This is a genomic window from Motilimonas sp. 1_MG-2023, from assembly GCF_030547455.1.
In the GTDB taxonomy this organism is placed as follows: Bacteria; Pseudomonadota; Gammaproteobacteria; order Enterobacterales; family CBDFNC01; genus Motilimonas.
Map to the genome: position 1 here is coordinate 98,819 of NZ_JAUOPX010000002.1, position 21,105 is coordinate 119,923.

Here is a 21,105-nt window from a genome sequence, read left to right on the forward strand (position 1 = left end):
ATCCTTAAATAATTTTCTCAATGTACTGAGCATGTAAAACCAATTCACCATTACCACTTTGGTTTTTATGGCTAGCGAGAAATCCACTCACCTTAATTTTACTGCCCTTCTCTATTTGATTTGAAACCTGTGTTGCCATCTCGCCCGCCACTACTATGGGCATAATGCAAAAGCATTGGCGAATTAAGTTGGCTTCTGTCTGCCGCGATTCATGTTTCATTTTAAACTTACAATGAACAATGCCTGCCGGACTTTTAGTCAACTTAGGAGAGCTAATTAACTCACCGCTTAGTTGCAAACAGTTTTCTGACACAAATTACTCTTCGCTGGCAGCCTCTTGAGGAGCTTCTTCCGCTTGCGCTTGTGGAGCAGCAGAATCAAAAGCTGGACGAGAATCGCGTGATTGACGCTCTTCTTTAGCTTTAGCCATTGGAGAAACTTCAGTGATAGCAGCTTTAGTACGCATGATCATGTTACGGATCACAGCATCGTTGAAACGGAAAGCAGTTTCCAGTTCGTCGATTACAGCTTGCTCAGCTTCTACGTTTAATAGAACGTAGTGTGCTTTGTGTAGCTTGTTGATTGGGTAAGCCAATTGACGACGGCCCCAATCTTCTAGACGGTGAATAGTACCGCCATTGTCGGTGATCATCGCGCTGTAGCGCTCGATCATGCCGTTAACTTGTTCACTCTGATCAGGGTGAACCATAAATACGATTTCGTAATGACGCATTTACTTGATCCTTACGGGTTTAATCAGCCTCTGTGTGCGGCTCAGTCTGGTACCGTCAGAAGCAAGGAACAAAAGGGTGATGACTGATTTAAGGTCGCAAATTATACAGAGCAACAGGCAGATACACAAGGGAAATAAACGCCTTGTATAAAAGCTTTTTTTTGCAGATAAAGCCTTCTAAAATAGGTAAAACTTTCGATTTCATGGTAATCAATGCGCGCGCTTTTCGTTTTATTTTTTTGCAGTTTCTCTTCGCTTGCGATTGTTCCTCCCGAATATGATGATCCCATCGAGCCTTGGCAATCATCTATTGAATTTGGCTGGATGTATGACAAAGGCAACAAAACCACTCACGCATTAAACAGCGTGCTCATCATAGATTACGATGCCGATAGCGATTTAACCGGACATATTGAATACAACTTTGACTACGCAAGCGATGACGGCGTGCCTTACACCAAAAGAGGTCGAATACAACTACAAGGTGATTACGCCCTCTCTGATGAAGATTATATATTTTTACGCGTTGATCTTAAAAAGCATAAATTTGCCAGCTTCGCCAAAGAACAAACTTACTCCAGTGGATACGGTAAAACTTTCCTTGACGAAAATGAGCACAAACTTAGCCTAGAAATTGGTCCTGGTTATCGATACTCAGAGCCACAAAAAACACTACAAGACCAAACTAAAAAGAAAGAAGGGATTGTTCGCAGCGTTATAAAGTACCAACGCTCTTTCACTGAGAGCATCAAGTTTTATCTTGATACATCACTCGAAACCGGCAACAAAAATACCATCTCCAATATTGATGCAAAATTAGAGAATAAAATATTAAACGACCTATCCTTGGTATTTAGCTTCAGCAATACCTATACCAAAAACGTACCAGTTGGCGCAGTTAACAACGAATTCACCAACAAAATTAATGTTCGTTATCTATTTTGATGTCAATTCACTGTCTCAACAAATAAAGCCAATCGATCTAGCAAGCATTATACCTATATGAGGAATGCCACCTCAAAGCAAAGCTCTCCCAACACAGTAAAACCATGCTCTTGAGCAGAGCAATACAAAAAGCTAGTGCATTGATGTACACAGGCGGCTAAGGCCAATATAACGTGCAGTGAACCACAAGCTACCTTGCGCAAAGTAAGGATTAGGCTGGCTAACTTATATTTTGACACTTCTCAACTATCCCCCGCTAAAGAATAAAAAGTTTTTATTCGAAACAATTTGACAAAAAACTTTAGCCACCTATAGTAATAAATGTTTCGAAACGAAACAAAATTACAAATAACTTAAATGAGGACAGACCATGACCAAACCTATTTTTTACCATGCTGGTTGTACGATTTGTGTTGAAGCTGAACAACAAGTAGCCAAAGCATTGAATGCTGAAATTGTTCACTTAGGCGAACAGCCTGAGCGTTTATCTGAAGCGGAAGCAGCAGGTATTAAATCTGTACCAGCAGTGCTGCTTAATGGTGGTGTCTTCCACATTAACTTCGGTGCTTCACTGGCAGATCTCAAAGCTTAATGGGCCATTGGGCAGCAGTTTGCTGCCCTTTTTTATTAAAAGAGGGAAAGCGACAATGAAAAAATACCTAGTGACAGCCATGGGATTGGTATTAAGCGCAGCGGTCTTTGCTGACGGTGATCATCAAGGTCATATTATGAGCAAATCCGATGCTAAAATAGCGAGTGAATTTGACCTGACACACGCAAAAATCATTAAAAACGCGGCCTCATTAACTTTCCAAGCGGAAGTAACAGATAAACTGGGCCAAACCAAACCGAAAGCAATCGGTAAATTGGGTGGCTCAGAAGTTTACAGCTATGTATGGCCAACCAATCTGGATTCAGAAGCGGTAGGCTTTGAGAAAGGTCAAGGGATCTTAGCGTTAGCAGTAACCGCGCACCCAGACTTTGATGATACACCAAAGTTTGATGAAAACTTAGATGGCGATAAAGCCAATGATGGCAACGAATGGCATTCACACTGGGTAGTTTTAACCAAAGATGAGTCTTGTGGCGGCGGCCTGAAAGTGAAAGATATTCCTGAAGGTCAAACACCTGCGTTGCCTGCGACTTGGCCAGGTTTGCCGATTTACATTGATAGCCCTGGTTACACACCTGAGTTTGTCAAAAATGAAGTATCGGTAGAAGTACCAACGAAAGATCTTTCTTTCCAAGAAGACTTCCAGTTTGATGCGGTAACAGCGGTATTGCAAGTGAACGATAGTGTACATAACCCGCTATTGTGTGTCACAGCAGTGAACGACGTAGCCTCGGGTGATTTATCATTACCGGGCAAAGTGGTTACTAAAAAGTAAGGGATAGTTAATGTCCGTTCACGTATTTGATACTTATGCTTATACCGCCGCAGGCAAGCGTTTGCATTTTGATGTGCTGCTGCCTACACGAGATGCGGAATTAGCATTAACTATCGCACAAAAATGGTTGTCTGAAATAGGTGAAGAAGGCGCTGAAATTCGCAGTGGTGGTTGCTCGTTTTGCCATAGCGCTGCTTCACTACCTGAATACGATGACACCATTAAAAAACAAGGTTACGCCATCTATAAACTAGAAGGTTGTCCAGCTTAACAGGTGTGACGCTTTATAATAATAAAGCGAGTAAAGTGACAATGGGGGTTAAGCCCCATTGTCACTAACAACTTTTAACTGGTGCTCGCGACAAATTAATTCACCAAATTTACGCGGTAATTCTTTTTGGGTCAGCTGACACAGAAAAAGGGTTTGGTTTTTAGGGGCATGGTGAATACATGTTTTACACAGCCCAAAGCTAACATTTCTTGTTTCGTTTTGAATATCTATCAACAAGGCTTCTAATTGTTGCTCTAACGTACTACTTTGATCATTTGAGCAACGTTCAAGAGCGTGTCGTAAACTCGGAGGAGGCATAGTTTGGTCAGCAATGTCCTTACCGGCATCGGTCAAGCTTAAGTGATAAACCCGTTTATCTTGTGCGTCTTTCGTCTTAGTTAAATAACCTTTATTTTCGAGTAATGTAATCGATTGTGATGTGGTTCCTTTGGTGGTACCCAAGAAATCTTTGACCGCAGCTGGTGTATCACTAAATAAGTTACAACGACTCAAGTAGTAAAGCACTTCCAAGTGCACAGGATGTAAGCCATGACTTAATCCAGCCTGCCTAACTTCATTGCGAAATAAAGTACTTAACCGCTCTAATAAATCACAAGTTTTAATCGTATTTGCCATGGATACCTGTTTTAAGTTTTTAATCGAAACAATACTCCGTTAGTATAGCACCATGATGGTTATTGACACCAATTTGCATCTGAACTAAGCCCGTCAATGAAAGGAATGTCGTCATGTTATTGATTCTTTTCCTTGTAACTATTCAGGTAAAGGTCTGATTTTTGGAACCCCACATAAATGCTAACAACTAACGTAACTGTGCTGTCTGGCACTATCCAGCCATTAACAACAAGCTTAACCAGTGCGATCAAGAAAGCACCAATTATAGAGCCAACTTGGTTGTCTGAATTGGGACTCGCCAACGATCAGCAAGCAGACACTAAGCATCACGGCGGTGTTGATAGAGCGTTACACCTCTACCCTGTAGAGCATTACTTGTCATGGCAGCGCAGCTATCCAGAACGAAATTGCTTTAAAGCTGGAGCGTTCGGTGAAAATTTATCGGCGCAAGGGCTGACTGAAACAGAGGTCTGCATCGGCGACGTGTTTCAATTAGGCGACGCAGTGATAGAGGTCAGCCAACCGCGATCGCCTTGTTTTAAGTTGAATCACCGCTTTGCCATTCCTAATATGGCTTTATTACTTCAAGTAAATGGCTTAGCGGGTTATTTACTGCGCGTTTTACAGCCTGGAAACATCGCGCCAAATACACAACTGAGCTTAATTTCGAGAGCCTTTCCCGAGTTGACCGTGAAAGAAGTCGCGTGGCGGTTCTTTAATGACCCATTGAATGAGGCTTTTCTACAGCAACTAGTAGCGTGCAGTGCGCTTTCAGAAAGCTGGAAGGTTAAAGCACAGCAGCGCTTAGAAACAAGTAAAGTGGAAGACTGGAACAGCCGTTTGTTCGGCTTCAACTTAGGTTAACCAGCAGGCTTCATTAAGCTATGTTGCCGATGCGTTTTTTGGCGAATCAAGCATCATACCGATGTGAGGGATGCCGTCTTCTAGATAAGGCTCACCGACTATCTGAAAACCGTGCTGCAGGTAAAAACCTTGTAAGTGGGTCTGTGCGCTAAGATAAAAAGGCAGATTAAAGTGAGCCTTTGCAGCCGTCACGCCTCGCGCCATCAATTGATGACCTAAGCCGATATTTCTCGCGGGCATCGCCACAATCACTCTACCAATAGAGGCTTGCGGATAGGCAGTATGGGGCGGCAAAATACGTAAATACCCGACCACCTCATCACCTTGCCACGCGGATAAATGCAACGTATCTGGATGACAATCTAGCCCATCTAAGTCTTGATAAGGGCAATCTTGCTCAACCACGAATATCGCCATCCGCAGTGCTGCAACTTGATACCACTGGGAGGCAGTAAATTGTGAAAAGTGGCTAAGCTGCCACTTTATTTGGTGTGATAAGCCCTTATTCATAAGACCGGTTTACTTAGCTTGATAACCCGCGCGCTGGCGCACCACTTCAAACAAACAAATACCGGTCGCCACCGACACGTTTAAGCTTGATACCGAGCCCGCCATTGGCAAGCTAATTAGCTCATCACAATGTTCACGTGTTAGTCGGCGTAAACCCGCACCTTCGGCGCCCATTACTAGGCCAACAGGGCCAGTAAGTTTGGTTTCGTATAAAGTTTGTGTTGCTTCACCCGCCGCGCCATATAACCATACACCGGCTTCTTTTAACTCACGCAACGTTCGCGCAAGATTGGTAACCTGAATAAGTGGAATACTTTCCGCTGCACCACATGCTACTTTGCGCACCGTGGGTGTTAAGCTTGCTGATTTATCCTTTGGTACGACGACGGCATGCACGCCCGCAGCATCCGCACTACGCAAACAAGCGCCTAGATTATGAGGGTCGGTAACCCCATCTAAAATCAATAAAAAGGCAGAGCCATCATTAGCTTTCAGGATGTCATCTAAATCACCTTCGTTGAGCACCGGCGCTGCTTTCACGCGTGCAATAATGCCCTGATGCTGACCACCATCGGTTTTATCATCCAATGCTTTACGCTGCATGAATTGCACCGACACACCCAAGCGTTGTAAACCTTGAATAATCGGTAACATACGTTCGTCTTGGCGGCCTTTTAGAGCGTACACTTCAATGATACGCTCAGGGTTATTTTCTAGTGTCGCCTCTACGGCATGAATGCCGTAGATTAATTCAGATTTGCTCATTTCGTTTTCTTCGCTTTATTTTTGTTTTTAGCCACACGCTTAGACTTTTTAACTGTCTTTTTCTTTTTCGGCTTACCGGATGCTAGCTCAATGCTATGACCCTTGCCTTTACCTTTGCGCCTGATAGGTTTATCGGTTGTCTTTTCAGTCGTAGCTTGCTCGCTGGCAGGCCTATCTTGCCCTGCACTGTTTTGCTGTCTATCGCCCCCGCGCTTACTGCCGCCACGAGGTTTTCTACCGCTCGGCTTGGCTGTATTGTCGTCGCCTTTAGTGGCTTTGGGTTTACGGCCAGAGCGACGACGTCCGCCTTCTTCACCTGCTAATTCAAAATCAATTTTCTTATCGTCTAAATTGACTGACAGCACCTTAACCGACAAGGTATCACCGATACGGAACACGCGACCGGTGCGCTCACCCTGCATCACTTGTCGACCGGCATCATACTGATAATAATCTCCCGGTAAAGAAGTAACGTGAACAAGGCCGTCGATGTGCAAGTCATTTAAACGAACAAAGAAGCCAAAGTTAGTCACCGCCGCGATGGTGCCTTGCATTTCATCACCAACGTGATCTTGCATGTACTCACATTTCAAGAAGTCCGCTACATCGCGGGTAGCATCGTCAGCACGGCGCTCGGTCATTGAACATTGCTCACCCAAGATTGGCATATCTTCTTCAAGGTAATGGTAACCGCCAGTATCGGTCCAACGATGGCCAGGGTTTTTCACCTCTTTCGCCAATTGGAACTTAATGGCGCGATGTAAGATCAAATCAGGGTAGCGACGAATAGGCGAGGTAAAGTGCGCGTATTCTTTAAGTGCCAAGCCAAAGTGGCCGACGTTTTCATCTTGATACACGGCTTGCTTCATTGAGCGTAGCAGCATGGTTTGGATCAGCTCAGCATCAGGGCGCTCTTTAATTTTATCTGCCAAATCAGCATAGTCACGCGGCTGCGGCTCTAGGCCACCACGTAGCTCTAAACCCAGCTCACTTAAAAAGCTTCTAAAGCCGGTCAGCTTTTCTTCACCCGGCGTTTCATGTACCCGAAATAACGCGTGAGCTTCCATTTTTTCAATGTAACGCGCCGCCGAGACGTTGGCTTGGATCATACATTCTTCGATGATCTTATGGGCATCATTGCGGTGCAAAGGCACTATCTGTTCAATTTTGCGTTGCGAGTTAAAAATGAAACGGGTTTCTTGGGTTTCAAACTCCATGCCACCACGAATATGACGCGCACTTTTCAGTGCTTGATACATCGCGTGTAGCTCGTGCAAGTGTTTTACATGGCTTGAATACTGCTCACGTAAGGCTTCATCGCCGTCTAAAATATTTGCCACTTTGGTGTAAGTAAAACGCGCATGGGAGTTCATCACCGCTTCGTAAAACTTGTAACCCGACAAACGACCTGCCGCAGAAATGGTCATTTCACATACCATACACAAACGATCAACTTGAGGGTTAAGTGAACATAAACCGTTGGAGAGCTTTTCCGGCAACATAGGAATAACCTGGTCAGGGAAATAAACCGAGTTACCGCGATTTAACGCTTCTTTATCTAAAATACTGCCATGGCGCACATAATAGCTAACATCAGCAATGGCGACCCATAAACGCCAACCGCCCGATGGTTTTTTCTCACAATAAACCGCATCGTCAAAGTCACGGGCATCTTCACCGTCTATGGTGACTAGCGGTAAATCACGCAGATCGACGCGACCAACTTTGGCATGCTCAGGCACAGCATCACCAAATACGTTTAGCTCTTTATCAATACCATCTGGCCAGCTGTGCGGAATATCATGAGTGCGCAAAGCAATTTCTACTTCCATCCCTGGCGCCATATTTTGGCCAAGAATTTCAATTACCTTACCAATAGCATTAACACGAGGACGTGGGCGAGTGGTGATTTCAGTCACTACCACTTGGCCGTGACGAGCGCCATTTCGCACCTCGGTAGGGACAATAATATCTTGCGCAATACGGCTGTCGTCAGGTACCACAAAGCCGACACCATCTTCCAAGAAGAAGCGCCCTACTACTTGTATCGGAGTGTCATCCAACACACGAATTAAACGCGCTTCGGTGCGACCGCGAGCGTCGACTTTTACTGGTTGAACCAGCACGTAATCGCCATGAAATAGCGACATCATTTGTTTTGGCGGTAAGAATAAATCAACCCCGCCTTCTTCTGGTTTAACAAAACCAAAGCCATCTTTGTGGCCAATTACTTTACCCTTTACCAGTTCTAATTTGTCCGGTAAGGCATAACTCGCATTGCGACAATAGACCAATTGACCATCGCGCTCCATCGCCTTTAAACGGCGGCGCAATGCAATGTAATCATCATCGGTGCTTAATTCTAATGTTTTAAATAACTCATCTCGAGTGGCCGGTTTGCCAAGCTTTTCAAGCAGGTTCAAAATAAATTCACGGCTAGGAATGGGTTTATCGTATTTCTGCGCTTCGCGCGCTTCAAATGGGTCTTGTGACATGTGCTCTTCTCCTCGAAGGAATACCTGCCAGTATATCCGAATCCCTTGTTTTTTGAATGAAAAATACGCGAAAACAGAAATGAATAAAAGGCAAGAAAATATAGTAAGTTTATTTCAGGATAAAACCTTTACCAACAGCTAATCTTAATAGGGTAAAGCATTATATTCCTTATTGAGGGAGCAGGACGCTCCCTATTTTTTTGTTCTTTATTTAAGTAACCTGAAGCAAATTACGGTGCTATTCGTTTCGCTCTTGCTACTATGTTAGCGGGCATTTTCTGACTCAACTGCTTGAGAATTTTAGCTGCCTGCTGGTAGGTTTTCTTATCACCAATAATTGCATGATGTAGTAAACGATAAGCCTCTTCATAATCTTTCGGGCTACCATTACCTTTTACTAATAAATCAGCCCATTGCAGCTGCGCCGGCAAAAAACCTAAACCAGCAGACTCTCGTAACAATGGCATCGCCTTAGCAATATCGCGCTGCACTAATGTGCCTTTGACATAATATCGACCAAGCTGCTCTAGTGCCGCAGGTAAACCTTGATTGGCCGCTTGCCACATAAAATAAACGCCAAGCTCTGGATCTTTGTCGACACACACGCCCCACGCCAGCATATCGCCCCAAAGAAATTGATAACTAGGCTCTTGCACCTTAGTCGCATGAGCTTCAATATCTTGCACCAATTGGCACTCATCTTTCTTTACCCGAGCTAAATGCTGATTTTTATTAATCAACACTACCAACTCATCTTGGGTGTACAATTGCACTACTTCATAATCTTGCGCGGCTTGCAGGGTAAAAATACTACAGCAAAACAACCCTAATAAATACTTATACATAAATTAATCCTTACGTCCTCAGTCAAGTATATCGGCACCGCCTTGGTAATCTTAACCTTAAAACGGCAATAGCATGCGTTCAGTAGAGCTGACTGCAAACACGTCACAAGTAACTAATGCAAGTAATAAGCCAACAAAAACTTATTGATAATAGATATCATTTGCATTATTGTTACAATATAACATCACAACATAAGTAAGAGACAATGCAAGCAAATATCCACCCCGACTACGACTATGTTATCTTTCACGATACTTCCGCAAATCACTCATTTTTGATCCGCTCAACTTACAAAAGCGATCAAACCATGCAGTGGCACGATGGCAAGCACTATCCAGTTTGTTACCTAGATACTTCCAGTGAATCTCATCCTTTCTACACAGGCAAGCAAAGCTTAGTTAAGTCTGAAGGGCGTATTGCCAAATTCAACCATCGTTTTGGTTTTACAAAATCAACAGGTAAGGAAAAATAATGCAGGTACTTAGCTCATTAAAATCAGCCAAACAACGCCACCGAGACTGTCAGATAGTCAAACGACGCGGACGTTTGTATGTCATTTGTAAGAGTAACCCAAGATTTAAAGCAGTGCAGGGCGGCACCAAAAAACGTAAAGGTTAATATAATCAATAGGTTTACCGCATCACGAAGCGGTAAACCAAGCGTTAACTGAAGAAATCAAGCGCGGCTGCTGAACTTACGCTCTTCAACGTTAATCTTAATTTTGTCGCCTTGCGCAATGTGTTCAGGCACTTGCACCACTAAGCCAGTTGTTAACGTGGCAGGCTTAGTACGAGCGGTTGCAGAGCCACCTTTTAATGAAGGCTCTGTTTCAGCAATCACTAACTCAACGCTACTTGGCAAATCAATCGCAACTGGCGCGTCGTTCACTATGATGGCTTGCAACCCTTTCGTTTCTTCATCAATGAACAACAGTTCATCTTCAATGTTTTCTTTATTGAAGCTGTAAGATGAGTAATCTTCGTTATCCATAAATACATACTCGTTACCATCAGCATAAGAAAACATCACCGGACGGCGTGTTAAATCGGCTAACGTCAACATTTCTGAATCTTTAAACGACTGATCAAGCTTATGGTTAGTCCCCACGCTGTACATACGCATACGATAAATACTACCGCCGGCGCGCCCTTGAGGCACAGAGCGCTCGATATCACGCACAATATAAGCATCGCCATTAAACTCAATGGCCATATTTTTTTTGATTTCACTCGCTTTAGGCATTTTACCCAACTCCTAGGATTGTAATTTGGCGGATATATTAATCAGGATTTTGCTTTGTGGGTATAAATTTGTGCAAGCTTTGTGGTGATTTTTCATCGTTAGATGACAAAACACATCATTTACTCGCGCTAAAACTCTATTAGCCAGTGTGACGGTAGAAAGAGTCAACCACATACTAACAGCATTCGACACTGAATATTCCGCGCTGTAAGCAGTTTAGCGCTGACGCTGTGAAGTACTCGACTAATCAACACAGTACAAGGGATCGTCAGAAAAATAACCTTAGTCGATATAAGCCAACTCGACATCATTATTGGTCAAGCTCTCAATTCTTATGCTCTAGCTATCTTAACTAACCCATAAAAGTCACTTTAATGTATTCTTAGCCACTCATTATTGGCAATGAGAGAAAGCAATGGATCCTCAAACACTGGATAGCTTAGCTGCAGCTTATACTGCAGCCCCCTCTTCTGAATTAGCTAACATTTTAGTTAAAAGCTACATCGAAAGCGCTCAGCTAGAGCAAGCAAAACTCTACCTTGGAGATATTGATACAAATTTAGCTGAAACAACGTTAATTTCACTGTGCACAGCATTCGCGCAAGATAAAGATATTGAACACCTTAGCAAGGTAGCGGACAAGCTCGACAATCATCGCTTTCAAGTTTATTTAGATACCCTTGAGCAATCCGAACACGGTTATTTAGCAAAAAACATCTACCAATCTCTGCGATTATCACACCCTGAGTTGAAAACAGCAGCGCGTGATCAGCATTTCCAATTGGTCGATGAAAAAATTAAACTCAGAGTGATCGATACACCCAATACGGCCGAGGTGCTATCGCTAACACACCATCGTCAACCAACAACCAATTTTAGTGATGTTGTTGGCCTTGAAGCGATTAAAAAACAAATTAACAAGAGAATCATTTTACCTTTTCAAAAGCCCTCCATCTTCCAGCGTTTTAAGAAAAAAGTAGGTGGCGGTGTATTATTGTACGGACCTCCTGGCTGCGGTAAAACATTACTCGCTAGAGCAACAGCCGGTGAATGTAATGCCTCATTTTTTAATGTTGAAGTAGCAGACATTCTTGATATGTATATTGGCGAGTCAGAGCAAAAGCTTAAAGCGATTTTTGATAAAGCCCGCCAAGAAAAGCCCGCCGTCATCTTTTTTGACGAACTAGAAGCACTGGCCGGAAAGCGAGAGCATGCACGTAACAACGCCACCAGCAACACCATCAGCCAATTTCTAACCGAACTCGACGGCTTTTCACAACAAAATGACGGCATACTGGTGTTGGCGTCAACGAATGTTCCTTGGGCGATCGATTCAGCTTTTCTCAGACCGGGACGCTTTGATCGGATGTTTTTCATTCCTCCTCCTGACGCTGTCGCCCGAGAAGCCATTCTCAAACATCATATGACAGATCGTCCTATGACAGCGGATATTGCGTTTAATGCAATCGCGCAGAAAACATCGGGCTACTCGGGGGCTGATCTCGCCAATTTGATTGAGATGGCTGCAGACGAAGCGATTGACGAAACCATCGAGACTGGCGAAGAAACTGAAATAACAATGAAACATTTTATTCAATCACTCGGACAAAGCCGTGCGACGACCACTGAATGGCTAACCACAGCAAGAAACTATGCTCGCTATGCCAATGATGGAGGCCGCTATAATGATGTCCTGGATTTTATTAAAAAGCATGGAAAATAGAACAGATTATGGAAAGCTATAACATTATTGATGAACCTAAACCTAGTTGGGGTTCAACCTTTGTACTTGACCCCATCGCAATCCTTTTCCTATGCATTTTTATTCCCGTACTTTGGTCACCACCTTTAGCTGCAACGTATTGGTTCCCCTTGGTTTGGATGGTTGCAAATGGAATTTTCATGGGCAGCCCAACCATTAAAAAGGAGCTGCTGATCGCCGTACTAGGAGGGTTAACCCTATTAGGGCTACTCATTGGTTTTGGAGCCATCGCAAAACAAGATGGAATGGGCGTAATGGTATTTCCATATTTTAGGATCTTGCTCAAAGCGGCATTATTTTTATGCTTATATTACATCGCATTCATCCAATCTGGTCCTTACGCTCTCCATCAATACATCTACACACAGGGGCAGTCAAATGAATGATTACTACTTTGACACCGCGCTTCAAAGCTACAACCAAGGGAGACACGCCCACTCGGTAACGCTTTTAAAACAACTTCTTGGCGAGTCACCTGAGAAAGCTGTTTACCATGGATTATTGGCGGCTAACTTGTTAGCGATGGGCCGTATTCATGCTGCTGACTATGAGTTAAAACTCGCTCTCAACCTTGATCCTACTAATGCATTTTTCCACCTAGTCGCCGCGCGGGTATTCCTGTTTAAAGGGAAAATAACCGCCGCCCTTGAAAGTTGCGATCACTCATTGCAACTTGAACCCAATGACCATAATGCCTTACTGCTTAAAGGGGAGCTTTATGGTCGACTAGAAAAGCGCCGCTTGCAATTATCGGCACTGCAAGCTGCTGCTAACATAGCGCCTGATTCAATCAGCATCATGATTGCTTTTGGGGAATATTTTCTAGACACAGGTGATTATAGATCGGCCAAGGAATACGCAGAAGAAGCCCTTAACAGAGATGCTCAAGACCAAGATGCTAACCTACTAATGGGTGAAATAGCACTCGCATCAGATAATATTGAAGATGCTGACTATCATGCTAAATTTGCCATTATGCAAAACCCAGAAAACCGCCAAGCACTTAATTTGTTTGCGCAAATTAAAATGCGAAAAAGTGCTGTTTTTGGCTTATGGTGGAAACTAAATAATTACTTGAGCAATATGTCTAACCTGTCCTCCGGGCTAATATTGATAATTGGTTTTTTAAGCTTTAATTTACTCTCACAGATCGCGCTAGATTTAGGCTATTCGACCGTCAGTTTTTTACTTTCCTTAACGTGGCTTGGGCTGGTGGTTTATTCATGGGTGGCGATCCCCTACTACCATAAGATGCTGAGAAGAGAACTTGAAAAGTTTCAGTTCAATCCTGATTACTAAACTAGAATAAGCCCAAGGGAGTAGAGAGGATATCCTCTCTACTCCCTTGGGCGCTAACTGCTGTTTAACCAGAAACTAGAGCACGGTTGTCTAAAAATTACTTACTTCCAATGGTCCAGTAGTCGTAATAAAGCTCGTTTTCATCAGCGATTTGCTTAAATGAGTGGCTTAACTCAAATAAAGACTGCAATGCTGTAATATCTATCTGTTTCGACAGGCTTGTCATAAAATAAGTACTGCCATTTTCACTTTTTTCTTGGCTAATTGCTGTCACCAACATGCCTTGCGCCTTGGCTTGTGCCACAACAGCAACCAAAGAGTCTTTATTACGCGCATAAAAATAAGAACGCACTTGCTGCTTACCCTCAAGCTTCAGCCCTTGCGAACGCAGATTGGCAAGAATACGCAGATCGGTAGTTTGCTGAACTTGTTGGGCAAAAGACAGATAAGCGGGCTCAAGCTCATTTTTCTCATCAATCGACAACACGTTTAGCTCTCCCCCGGCAATCGCTTGGGCAAAAATACTATTCACCGGATGGATCACCGAGAAATGATTGGCGCCCTTCACTAAAGCGGTTTTAACTTTATTGTTCGGCTTCCCTTGTAGTCGCTGTTGAAAGTCCTCAATGCTTCCAGCATTACCGAATTCACCTTCAATGATATAAGTGGGTTTAGTGATATAAGACAGGAAGTTATTTGGGCTTCTTAAGTAAATTTCTTTATCGTTCCAAACAAAATTGGCACGCTTTTTACCATAATGATTAGCCGTTGGCCCAAGTGAAATAACGCCAGCGAATATATCCGTCGCTTCAGCCACCAACAATGCCAATGTCCCGCCGGTACTGTGCCCACCAAGGTAAACCCGCTCAGGATCAATATAATCTAAACTTCTAAGATACTTACCTGCACTAATTACATCGTTGACTTCACCATAAAACTGCTCGACCACACCAGGATTTCCTTTAACACCACCTCGCAGTGTTGGAAACATCATGACAATGCCATAATCTCGATAAACTCTGGCAGACTGTTCATTGTCCACATCGATCTTGGTCCATAGATAATCACCCGGCGAACTGGTCGGGAAACCGCCCGTTAGCCATATAATCGCTGGCCTTTTTTCATTTTCGGTCAGTTTCGGCTGACTCAGATAAGCTGGCATCTCGCCTAACTCGGTACGGTATTTAATGATGTTGAAGATGTCTGACGGTGGCCTGGTTATCTCTTCGTCTATCTTTTCTTGTTTGCTCAACACTGTGGTATGACCGGCGCGCTCAACGAGTAAATTATCAGCCCAAGTTGAGCAGGTAAAAAGCACCAAAACCACCACAAATAATGGATGTCGCATCTTTTTTTGCATTTTCATCAATTCCATTTAACTCATCGACCGACCATTCCGATCTTAAGTGGGACATTTTAATCAAAAAACTGTAAATTAATAGCCAACATCTAATACAACAGCAAACTAACTTTCAATTTAAATACACCATTAGGTAAGTTGTAATGAAACGCTTTATCCCCATTATATTGTTCTTTATTTTTATAAAAACTTCTTATGCTAAAGAGTATGCCTACCATGACCCGAGCGCGATTATTGTGTCTTCAGGCAAGCAACATCAGCTTGATATAGCAGCTTTAGATGAAATAATTAACGACCTCTCATACCACGCAAAAAACTATCCGCCAAAATTTGATTCCGAAAATGATAAGCAACGTGCAACTAATGATGTAAAGAAGCTATCTGCTATTTTACAAATTTTACTAAACAGTCCAAAGCCTGAGCCAGCTTTGCTCAAACGTTCGGGTTTAGTTAATAGTATTGGTCACAATTTAGACATATCAGGAGCTGCAAAACTGGCAGATAAAGACTTTAGTAAGCTACTTGCTTTAGAGCCAAATAACGCCGAGGGTCATTACTTGTATGGAATATTTTTAGCTGGCGCCAAACAAGCGACTAAGGCTCTACCTCATTTAAAAAAAGCTGTAGCACTTGGCTACACTGATGCGTATTTTTCTCTTAGCATGGTCTACCTAACACAGGGAAACATAAAGCAAGCATTGACTAATCTTAAGACTTATAAGGATCATCGGCCCGATGACAAAAATACAGATAAAATTATCACTGCTATAGAAGAAGGAAAGTTTAAAATTAACGCCAATTAAGCCTAGAGAGCCCAGCAAATCAGCTACAACACTCGCCCTTGCCCACTCTCTATATTGGTTTCTAGCTTGGCGGCTAGTTTCGTTTCTAGCATCGCTACCCAGCTGGCACCTTGTTTGGCGGTGGCTTGTTGTTGCTGGGCTTTTTGCGCAAATTGCAGCGCTTTTTGATACTGGTTTAAATCATACCAAGCTTGAGTTTTCGCTAGCGCTACCTTACCGGCCACACCGTTGGTTGGCATGGTTTCAAGCACACTAAGCGCCTGCTTAGGTTGCTGTAACAAACTGTATAACGCCACCTGTTGTAAATAATGTTCAGGCGAGCCCGTCAGCTTAGCAACTTGTCCCCATACTGTAGCAGCACGTTGATATTCACGTGCTAGTTGCCAATAACCAGCCAACTCTTTGAGGGTACTGGTGTTATAGGGCAAAGTTTGGTTTTTTAATTGGCTGGCAAATAAATCAGCGGCTTGATAGGGCAAACCGGCATTGGCGCGCAGGCGAGCCAAGTTTTTTAACTCTGCCGCTGAGCTCAACATGCCCGCTTGATAGGCTATTTCTAAGGTGCTTAAAGCGCGTTTTTTATCATTCATTTGCAAATAAACCGAAGACAGCTGCAGCCACCATTGTTTATTGCTGGGTTCATGCTGGCTTAACTGAGTCAGTATTGTTGCCGCTTTGGCATAATTTTTTTGTTGGTAGTAACCCGTGAGCAATAAGGTGCTGGCAGATTTATTAAACCCTTTGCTGAGTTTAATGCCCCGCTCTGCAGCCTTGACCACACCTTGCCATTGCTCAAGTTGATAGTGAGCCTGTGCCATATTGAGATACAGCGCCGCATCGCGCTGCGCGCCGGTCACTTGCTGATAATGTTTAAGAGCCGATTTAGCCTTAGCGTCAGATAAATATAAATCACCCAACATGCGCTGGGTTTGTGATTGCTGATCTTTCGGCAAGGCATTTTCTGCCACCGCTTGTGACAAGCTGGTTATCGCTGCCGCTGGCTGATTGAGCAGCCAATGAAGATTGCCTTGAAAACGTTTAATATAAGCCAGCTCAAAACCCGCCTTGGGCTGAACGGCTTTGATCACCCTTAGCGCTTCGCCGTATTGCTCTTGCTGGTAAAATTGATAAGCCGGTTTAACCTGTTTTGCCAGCGCCGCGCTTAAACTTGGCTCACTCGCCAACACGGGAAAGCAAAACAAACCAAGCACTATCATTAGCCATTTCATCATTTAACCCCAGTTGTTGTTATGCCGGTATAAACCAGGTTGAGAATGCCTTTACGGCAAAAAATGCAAAACGTATAGGAACATATTCACAGCGTTTTTGTGGTGACAACATACTCGTTCACTTATCCAGAATTCGCGTTGCTTAAGACTCTAACTTAAATTCAAAACGCTGCTGTTGCTGCGTTTGTATTTGCGCTTTACCGTCGACCATTAGCGGTTTAAACCTCCAACGTCGCATTACTTTTTTCACCGCTTTTTCAAAAGTTCGCTTCGGCACGGCTTCAATAATACGCACGTTAATGGCTTTACCTTCTGCACTAATATCGTAAGCCACCACGACATAACCTTCCTTACCACGACGCTTTGCCTTAGCAGGATACATGGGCTCAACTCGGTGTAAAGGCACAGCCATGGCATCGCCATTACTTGCAACGGCTGGAGCCGCAACAGGCGCACTGACCGATTCTGCCATCACACTCGGCATATTAATTGCCATCGCACTCACGCTGCTGGATAAGCTTAATGCAGGGGCGGTTAATTTAGCCGCTACCGGATTAGGGGTGGCGGACTTAAGCTGCTGCACGGGCACTTGCGGCGCTAATGGTTTCACCTCAGGGGGCGTTGGTTTTTGCCGTGTCTTGCGCTCGCTTTGCTCCTCGGTATCAGTCATCACCAAATCGAGATAAGGCGTGTCTTGCGACTTTGGCAAGCTACCAAGGTCTTTGTGGATCAACCCCGCCATAAATACAAACAAGGCAAAAGCCATGATAGGCGCGCCAATCAGCGCTAACACAAAACGCATTTAAGGCTGCTCCGCCGCAACGGAGATCTGTTTGATCCCTGCCGATTTTGCTGCATCCATTACCTTCACCACCACGCCGTGGCGAGCGAGCTCATCTGCTTGGATCACCAGCCCTACTTCACCGCGCTCGGCAATGATCCGCTCCAGCACTGAATGTACTTTTTGCACATCCAACTGTTTTCTATCTAAATAAATCTCACCATTTTCTTTCACCGCAATAAACACACCGGCATTTTTTTGCTCGCTGGCCGAAGCCGCTTTCGGGCGATTCACTTCCACGCCGGACTCGCGCACAAAAGAGGTGGTAACAATAAAGAAGATCAGCATGATAAACACCACATCTAACATCGGCGTCATGTCTATTTGCGCATCTTCTTCCGGTCTAATTCGTCTTCTTCTCATAACCTACTCGTTCACCGTGGCCAGCTGCTGTGAAAACTGACTTAATAACACTTTTGTACGCCGCTCTAGGCGTGAGTACACTAACAGTCCTGATAACGCGCATACCAAGCCGGCTAAAGTCGGAATCGTTGCCATTGAAATCCCCGATGCTAATAGCTTGGGATTACCGGTGCCATGTACCGCCACCACATCAAATACCTGGATCATACCGGATACAGTTCCTAATAATCCTAACAACGGACAGACTTTGATTAATGCTGATAACAGCGGTAAATGACGCGTCAATGCCAACTCAGCCTGCCCTAGTAACGACTGGCGAATATGCACCGCCTGCCAAGACTGCCACTCGTTGCGTTGTTGCCAGCGTGCAAATAAACCTTGCTGCTCTATTTTAAAACTCAGCCATAAATAATAAGTCCGCTCGAGCATCAAGCCCCAAAGCAACACTAACACGCCAGCAATGGCATACATCACCACACCACCAGCACGCATTAATGCGGCAACAAGGTCGATGGAATTTACAACCTCATTCACCTTAGCTAGCCTGTAATTGCGGCGCTTTCGCCATGGTTTTAGTTGCGGGGCTGACATCCGCCACTTGCGCTTGTAACTCGGCCTGCTCAGCGATCAAACCGATACTTTGCTGCTCTAACAAGATAATCAAACGGTTAGCACGGCCATGTAACACACTATGGATAAGTAATAACGGCAAGGCTGCCACTAAGCCCATCACTGTGGTGATCAGCGCCATCGAAATACCGCCTGCCATCAACTTAGGGTCGCTGGTGCCAAACACGGTAATCGACTGGAAAGTACCTATCATCCCCGTTACCGTGCCCAGTAGTCCCATCATTGGCGCCATCGCGGCAAGGATTTTTAAAATGCTGTTGCCGCGCTCTAGCGCTGGCACTTCACGCAAGACCGCTTCATCAAGCTTCAGCTCAAGTACTTCGGTTGAGCGATGTTGGTAGGCTTGATAAACCGCCATAATACGGCCTAATGGATTATTACTATTAGCGTTAGCGGTTTTCATTTGGCGATGAATTTGCAGCGACACGCGACTTAATCGTACCAGTCGTACCAGCGCTATCATTAAACCCAGCACTAACACCGCCAAAATGCAGTAACCAATCACCCCACCTTGAGTAATGCGCTCTGAGATAGTGGGCGTTCGCGCTAACATGGTCAACAAATCGCCTTTTGCCGGATCGAAATAGAAGCCTTGCACCGATGGGGAATTAACTTGCCAATCTGCCAAGGTATTCGCCACGTCACCGCCAACGGGTTTGGTTAAATGCTGCAACACGCCTGTTTGCTCATCACGAACTAAATAGGCGCCCTGACTCACCAAGTTAAAACTGCCTAAACGCACCACCGTTTGCTGTTGCGTGATGCCGGATGGGTCAGCCACCGCTGCTTCGAATTCCACCACCTTGGCAGACTCGGTCATGTCTTGTTGCAACACAAACCAAAGCTGCTCTAGCTCCGTGAGAGAAGGCAGTGCTTTACGTTGTGATAACTCCGCCACAAAAGTTTGCCTCTCAGGAAACTGAGTAGAAATAATGGAGCGAGAAAAATCGCTAGCAAATTCACCGGTCATCTGGCGCACCACACCAAACACTTCACCGAGATTGTCCGTTGCCAAACTTAAGTCTTGCTCTAATTGCGCGAGTTGCAGCTCTTGTTGATCAAACTGCGCGTTAAGTAGGTCCGCCTTGCCTTTAACTTGATCAAACCTTGCTTGCGCTTGAGCTAACTCGTTGCGCCAATGAGCTAAATCACCTTTAAAATCGGACTCGCGCTGGCTGTTAGTTTGCTGGTTTTTCGCTTGTTGCTGTTTAACTTGCTGTAATAAATCATCAAGTTGATTAGCACTAGCCAGCGAACTCAGCAGTAGTGAAAAGGTTAAGAAGATATATTTCATTGTGATACCTCCGCGATCAACGGCAGTTTAATCAAGTTAGGTATCTCGGTTTTTTTGGCGATGGCGATGGCTTGTTTGACATCTTGGGCGTAGGCGTTATCGACACTTAGCCATTGTTGCTGATTTCGATCCCAGGACCACACGGCTTTGCCATCAAGAGATAAGGCAACAAACGCGACTCGGCCGAGGTAAAAATACTGCACAGTACGGGTGGTGCTATCTAAGGCTAACTCGCCTTGGTATTCGCCCATTTTACTGCCATATTCCGCTTCAATTTGATACGCCGTTAAAATGCGACGGTATTTTTCTGCTTCAGAAATGTCGGCCTTGTTCATCATTTGTTGCAGCTGACTGATGCGCTGCTGGCGCTCATCCAGCAAAAACGGGGCATCCAACGCCACAAACTGTGCAAGGTTATCCAGCATTTTTACCATTAACGGCACTAACCCTTGGCGCGTTTCTTTAACATCAATAATTTGCTGCTGGTATGAAGCCACTTCGCTGGCTTGATCTTGCACCAACTCAGTCAAGTAAACATTGTATTGCTCAAGTTGTTCGGCCTCGGCTTGCAGCTGCTTTACCTTTTGAATAATCGCAAGTTTATTATCATCAAGCTGATCGATAGTGTGCTGAGATTGACGAGCTTGCTGCTGGTCGTTGAGGGCTTGTTGTTGAACTTGAGTCACACTTGCGGCCAGTGCAGCTGTCGAAAACAAGCTAGCACTACTGACCACCAGCAACGCAGAAAGAAAACGATTGGGGAACAAAACAACCTCTACCAGCAAAATGGATGATAACAATTCGCGTATGATAATTAATATCATTTAAT

Annotated in this window: 26 protein-coding genes; 11 read left to right on the forward strand and 15 right to left on the reverse strand. The window is 44.3% G+C overall.

Annotated features, from left to right (window positions below; genetic code table 11):
* Nucleotides 1–4: 4 nt before the first annotated feature.
* Both priB and rpsF read right to left on the reverse strand, forming a co-directional pair.
* A complete protein-coding gene (gene priB, locus Q4519_RS01585; protein ID WP_232801463.1) occupies nucleotides 5–313 on the reverse strand; it encodes a primosomal replication protein N in 309 nt (102 codons plus the stop codon).
* A 3-nt stretch (nucleotides 314–316) separates the two neighbouring features.
* Nucleotides 317–733 carry a 30S ribosomal protein S6 gene (rpsF, locus tag Q4519_RS01590; RefSeq protein WP_232801464.1) on the reverse strand — a complete coding sequence of 139 codons (417 nt, stop codon included), beginning with the start codon at nucleotides 731–733 and terminating at the stop codon, nucleotides 317–319.
* Nucleotides 734–946: 213 nt separating this feature from the next.
* On the opposite strand from rpsF, the gene Q4519_RS01595 reads away from it, so the two are divergent.
* From Q4519_RS01595 to Q4519_RS01610, 4 genes are all read left to right on the forward strand, one after another.
* On the forward strand, nucleotides 947–1,678 hold the full coding sequence (locus Q4519_RS01595) for a YdiY family protein (protein ID WP_232801465.1): 732 nt from the start codon (nucleotides 947–949) through the stop codon (nucleotides 1,676–1,678).
* Nucleotides 1,679–2,048: 370 nt separating this feature from the next.
* Entirely contained in the window at nucleotides 2,049–2,270 is a 222-nt protein-coding gene (locus tag Q4519_RS01600; protein ID WP_233052565.1) for a hypothetical protein, read from the forward strand.
* Between the two features lie 55 nt (nucleotides 2,271–2,325).
* Nucleotides 2,326–3,066 carry a hypothetical protein gene (locus Q4519_RS01605; RefSeq protein WP_303508782.1) on the forward strand — a complete coding sequence of 247 codons (741 nt, stop codon included), beginning with the start codon at nucleotides 2,326–2,328 and terminating at the stop codon, nucleotides 3,064–3,066.
* Nucleotides 3,067–3,076: 10 nt separating this feature from the next.
* A complete protein-coding gene (locus Q4519_RS01610; protein WP_232801468.1) occupies nucleotides 3,077–3,337 on the forward strand; it encodes a DUF2024 family protein in 261 nt (86 codons plus the stop codon).
* A gap of 48 nt (nucleotides 3,338–3,385) precedes the next feature.
* Here the strand turns inward: Q4519_RS01610 and Q4519_RS01615 are convergent, their stop codons facing one another.
* Nucleotides 3,386–3,973 carry a MarR family winged helix-turn-helix transcriptional regulator gene (locus Q4519_RS01615; RefSeq protein WP_232801469.1) on the reverse strand — a complete coding sequence of 196 codons (588 nt, stop codon included), beginning with the start codon at nucleotides 3,971–3,973 and terminating at the stop codon, nucleotides 3,386–3,388.
* Nucleotides 3,974–4,150: 177 nt separating this feature from the next.
* Here Q4519_RS01615 and Q4519_RS01620 point away from each other — a divergent pair, with 177 nt between their 5' ends.
* Nucleotides 4,151–4,837 carry an MOSC domain-containing protein gene (locus Q4519_RS01620; RefSeq protein WP_303508786.1) on the forward strand — a complete coding sequence of 229 codons (687 nt, stop codon included), beginning with the start codon at nucleotides 4,151–4,153 and terminating at the stop codon, nucleotides 4,835–4,837.
* An 18-nt stretch (nucleotides 4,838–4,855) separates the two neighbouring features.
* Here Q4519_RS01620 and Q4519_RS01625 read toward each other — a convergent pair whose 3' ends face one another.
* The 4 genes from Q4519_RS01625 to Q4519_RS01640 all read right to left on the reverse strand — a co-directional run bounded on the left by Q4519_RS01625 (nucleotide 4,856) and on the right by Q4519_RS01640 (nucleotide 9,452).
* Entirely contained in the window at nucleotides 4,856–5,347 is a 492-nt protein-coding gene (locus Q4519_RS01625) for a GNAT family N-acetyltransferase (RefSeq protein WP_303508788.1), read from the reverse strand.
* 9 nt (nucleotides 5,348–5,356) lie between these two features.
* Nucleotides 5,357–6,112: a 23S rRNA (guanosine(2251)-2'-O)-methyltransferase RlmB gene (rlmB, locus tag Q4519_RS01630; protein WP_232801472.1), complete on the reverse strand. Its 756-nt coding sequence runs from the start codon at nucleotides 6,110–6,112 to the stop codon at nucleotides 5,357–5,359.
* Entirely contained in the window at nucleotides 6,109–8,607 is a 2,499-nt protein-coding gene (gene rnr / locus Q4519_RS01635) for a ribonuclease R (RefSeq protein WP_303508795.1), read from the reverse strand. The genes rlmB and rnr overlap by 4 nt, the downstream gene beginning before the upstream one ends.
* A gap of 230 nt (nucleotides 8,608–8,837) precedes the next feature.
* Entirely contained in the window at nucleotides 8,838–9,452 is a 615-nt protein-coding gene (locus Q4519_RS01640) for a tetratricopeptide repeat protein (RefSeq protein WP_232801474.1), read from the reverse strand.
* 206 nt (nucleotides 9,453–9,658) lie between these two features.
* Between Q4519_RS01640 and Q4519_RS01645 the strand changes: the two genes are divergently transcribed.
* Both Q4519_RS01645 and ykgO read left to right on the forward strand, forming a co-directional pair.
* Nucleotides 9,659–9,925: a type B 50S ribosomal protein L31 gene (locus Q4519_RS01645; RefSeq protein WP_232801475.1), complete on the forward strand. Its 267-nt coding sequence runs from the start codon at nucleotides 9,659–9,661 to the stop codon at nucleotides 9,923–9,925.
* Nucleotides 9,925–10,071 carry a type B 50S ribosomal protein L36 gene (gene ykgO / locus Q4519_RS01650; protein ID WP_232801476.1) on the forward strand — a complete coding sequence of 49 codons (147 nt, stop codon included), beginning with the start codon at nucleotides 9,925–9,927 and terminating at the stop codon, nucleotides 10,069–10,071. Before Q4519_RS01645 ends, ykgO begins: the two co-directional genes overlap by 1 nt.
* 57 nt (nucleotides 10,072–10,128) lie before the next feature.
* Here ykgO and yeiP read toward each other — a convergent pair whose 3' ends face one another.
* Nucleotides 10,129–10,695: an elongation factor P-like protein YeiP gene (yeiP, locus tag Q4519_RS01655; RefSeq protein WP_232801477.1), complete on the reverse strand. Its 567-nt coding sequence runs from the start codon at nucleotides 10,693–10,695 to the stop codon at nucleotides 10,129–10,131.
* A 415-nt stretch (nucleotides 10,696–11,110) separates the two neighbouring features.
* Between yeiP and Q4519_RS01660 the strand changes: the two genes are divergently transcribed.
* From Q4519_RS01660 to Q4519_RS01670, 3 genes are read left to right on the forward strand one after another with little or no spacing between them, the layout of a single operon-like run.
* Nucleotides 11,111–12,418, forward strand: a complete 1,308-nt coding sequence (locus Q4519_RS01660) for a 26S protease regulatory subunit (protein ID WP_303508799.1) — start codon at nucleotides 11,111–11,113, stop codon at nucleotides 12,416–12,418.
* Between the two features lie 8 nt (nucleotides 12,419–12,426).
* Complete coding sequence (locus tag Q4519_RS01665; RefSeq protein ID WP_233052549.1) at nucleotides 12,427–12,843, forward strand: hypothetical protein; 417 nt, start codon at nucleotides 12,427–12,429, stop codon at nucleotides 12,841–12,843.
* A complete protein-coding gene (locus Q4519_RS01670; RefSeq protein WP_232801480.1) occupies nucleotides 12,836–13,756 on the forward strand; it encodes a lipopolysaccharide assembly protein LapB in 921 nt (306 codons plus the stop codon). Before Q4519_RS01665 ends, Q4519_RS01670 begins: the two co-directional genes overlap by 8 nt.
* A 97-nt stretch (nucleotides 13,757–13,853) precedes the next feature.
* On the opposite strand, the gene Q4519_RS01675 is transcribed toward Q4519_RS01670, so the two are convergent.
* Complete coding sequence (locus Q4519_RS01675) at nucleotides 13,854–15,116, reverse strand: prolyl oligopeptidase family serine peptidase (RefSeq protein WP_303508804.1); 1,263 nt, start codon at nucleotides 15,114–15,116, stop codon at nucleotides 13,854–13,856.
* A 143-nt stretch (nucleotides 15,117–15,259) separates the two neighbouring features.
* On the opposite strand from Q4519_RS01675, the gene Q4519_RS01680 reads away from it, so the two are divergent.
* Nucleotides 15,260–15,919, forward strand: a complete 660-nt coding sequence (locus Q4519_RS01680) for a hypothetical protein (protein ID WP_303508806.1) — start codon at nucleotides 15,260–15,262, stop codon at nucleotides 15,917–15,919.
* 23 nt (nucleotides 15,920–15,942) lie between these two features.
* Here Q4519_RS01680 and Q4519_RS01685 read toward each other — a convergent pair whose 3' ends face one another.
* From Q4519_RS01685 to Q4519_RS01710, 6 genes are all read right to left on the reverse strand, one after another.
* Nucleotides 15,943–17,148 carry a lipopolysaccharide assembly protein LapB gene (locus Q4519_RS01685; protein ID WP_303508808.1) on the reverse strand — a complete coding sequence of 402 codons (1,206 nt, stop codon included), beginning with the start codon at nucleotides 17,146–17,148 and terminating at the stop codon, nucleotides 15,943–15,945.
* 142 nt (nucleotides 17,149–17,290) lie between these two features.
* Nucleotides 17,291–17,950, reverse strand: coding sequence for an energy transducer TonB (locus Q4519_RS01690; RefSeq protein WP_303508810.1), 660 nt, complete (start codon nucleotides 17,948–17,950; stop codon nucleotides 17,291–17,293).
* Nucleotides 17,951–18,352 carry a biopolymer transporter ExbD gene (locus Q4519_RS01695; protein ID WP_232801485.1) on the reverse strand — a complete coding sequence of 134 codons (402 nt, stop codon included), beginning with the start codon at nucleotides 18,350–18,352 and terminating at the stop codon, nucleotides 17,951–17,953.
* 3 nt (nucleotides 18,353–18,355) lie between these two features.
* On the reverse strand, nucleotides 18,356–18,886 hold the full coding sequence (locus tag Q4519_RS01700) for a MotA/TolQ/ExbB proton channel family protein (protein ID WP_232801486.1): 531 nt from the start codon (nucleotides 18,884–18,886) through the stop codon (nucleotides 18,356–18,358).
* A gap of 1 nt (nucleotide 18,887) precedes the next feature.
* Nucleotides 18,888–20,276 carry a MotA/TolQ/ExbB proton channel family protein gene (locus Q4519_RS01705; protein ID WP_303508815.1) on the reverse strand — a complete coding sequence of 463 codons (1,389 nt, stop codon included), beginning with the start codon at nucleotides 20,274–20,276 and terminating at the stop codon, nucleotides 18,888–18,890.
* On the reverse strand, nucleotides 20,273–21,100 hold the full coding sequence (locus Q4519_RS01710) for a DUF3450 domain-containing protein (RefSeq protein ID WP_303508818.1): 828 nt from the start codon (nucleotides 21,098–21,100) through the stop codon (nucleotides 20,273–20,275). The genes Q4519_RS01705 and Q4519_RS01710 overlap by 4 nt, the downstream gene beginning before the upstream one ends.
* Nucleotides 21,101–21,105 lie beyond the last annotated feature (5 nt).

Bases quoted from the DNA above. Each gene is read 5' to 3' on its own strand.
- rpsF (WP_232801464.1), bottom strand. From the start codon at position 733: ATGCGTCATTACGAAATCGTATTTATGGTTCACCCTGATCAGAGTGAA.
- Q4519_RS01595 (WP_232801465.1), top strand. From the start codon at position 947: ATGCGCGCGCTTTTCGTTTTATTTTTTTGCAGTTTCTCTTCGCTTGCG.
- Q4519_RS01600 (WP_233052565.1), top strand. From the start codon at position 2,049: ATGACCAAACCTATTTTTTACCATGCTGGTTGTACGATTTGTGTTGAA.
- Q4519_RS01605 (WP_303508782.1), top strand. From the start codon at position 2,326: ATGAAAAAATACCTAGTGACAGCCATGGGATTGGTATTAAGCGCAGCG.
- Q4519_RS01610 (WP_232801468.1), top strand. From the start codon at position 3,077: ATGTCCGTTCACGTATTTGATACTTATGCTTATACCGCCGCAGGCAAG.
- Q4519_RS01615 (WP_232801469.1), bottom strand. From the start codon at position 3,973: ATGGCAAATACGATTAAAACTTGTGATTTATTAGAGCGGTTAAGTACT.
- Q4519_RS01620 (WP_303508786.1), top strand. From the start codon at position 4,151: ATGCTAACAACTAACGTAACTGTGCTGTCTGGCACTATCCAGCCATTA.
- Q4519_RS01625 (WP_303508788.1), bottom strand. From the start codon at position 5,347: ATGAATAAGGGCTTATCACACCAAATAAAGTGGCAGCTTAGCCACTTT.
- rlmB (WP_232801472.1), bottom strand. From the start codon at position 6,112: ATGAGCAAATCTGAATTAATCTACGGCATTCATGCCGTAGAGGCGACA.
- rnr (WP_303508795.1), bottom strand. From the start codon at position 8,607: ATGTCACAAGACCCATTTGAAGCGCGCGAAGCGCAGAAATACGATAAA.
- Q4519_RS01640 (WP_232801474.1), bottom strand. From the start codon at position 9,452: ATGTATAAGTATTTATTAGGGTTGTTTTGCTGTAGTATTTTTACCCTG.
- Q4519_RS01645 (WP_232801475.1), top strand. From the start codon at position 9,659: ATGCAAGCAAATATCCACCCCGACTACGACTATGTTATCTTTCACGAT.
- ykgO (WP_232801476.1), top strand. From the start codon at position 9,925: ATGCAGGTACTTAGCTCATTAAAATCAGCCAAACAACGCCACCGAGAC.
- yeiP (WP_232801477.1), bottom strand. From the start codon at position 10,695: ATGCCTAAAGCGAGTGAAATCAAAAAAAATATGGCCATTGAGTTTAAT.
- Q4519_RS01660 (WP_303508799.1), top strand. From the start codon at position 11,111: ATGGATCCTCAAACACTGGATAGCTTAGCTGCAGCTTATACTGCAGCC.
- Q4519_RS01665 (WP_233052549.1), top strand. From the start codon at position 12,427: ATGGAAAGCTATAACATTATTGATGAACCTAAACCTAGTTGGGGTTCA.
- Q4519_RS01670 (WP_232801480.1), top strand. From the start codon at position 12,836: ATGAATGATTACTACTTTGACACCGCGCTTCAAAGCTACAACCAAGGG.
- Q4519_RS01675 (WP_303508804.1), bottom strand. From the start codon at position 15,116: ATGCAAAAAAAGATGCGACATCCATTATTTGTGGTGGTTTTGGTGCTT.
- Q4519_RS01680 (WP_303508806.1), top strand. From the start codon at position 15,260: ATGAAACGCTTTATCCCCATTATATTGTTCTTTATTTTTATAAAAACT.
- Q4519_RS01685 (WP_303508808.1), bottom strand. From the start codon at position 17,148: ATGAAATGGCTAATGATAGTGCTTGGTTTGTTTTGCTTTCCCGTGTTG.
- Q4519_RS01690 (WP_303508810.1), bottom strand. From the start codon at position 17,950: ATGCGTTTTGTGTTAGCGCTGATTGGCGCGCCTATCATGGCTTTTGCC.
- Q4519_RS01695 (WP_232801485.1), bottom strand. From the start codon at position 18,352: ATGAGAAGAAGACGAATTAGACCGGAAGAAGATGCGCAAATAGACATG.
- Q4519_RS01705 (WP_303508815.1), bottom strand. From the start codon at position 20,276: ATGAAATATATCTTCTTAACCTTTTCACTACTGCTGAGTTCGCTGGCT.
- Q4519_RS01710 (WP_303508818.1), bottom strand. From the start codon at position 21,100: ATGATATTAATTATCATACGCGAATTGTTATCATCCATTTTGCTGGTA.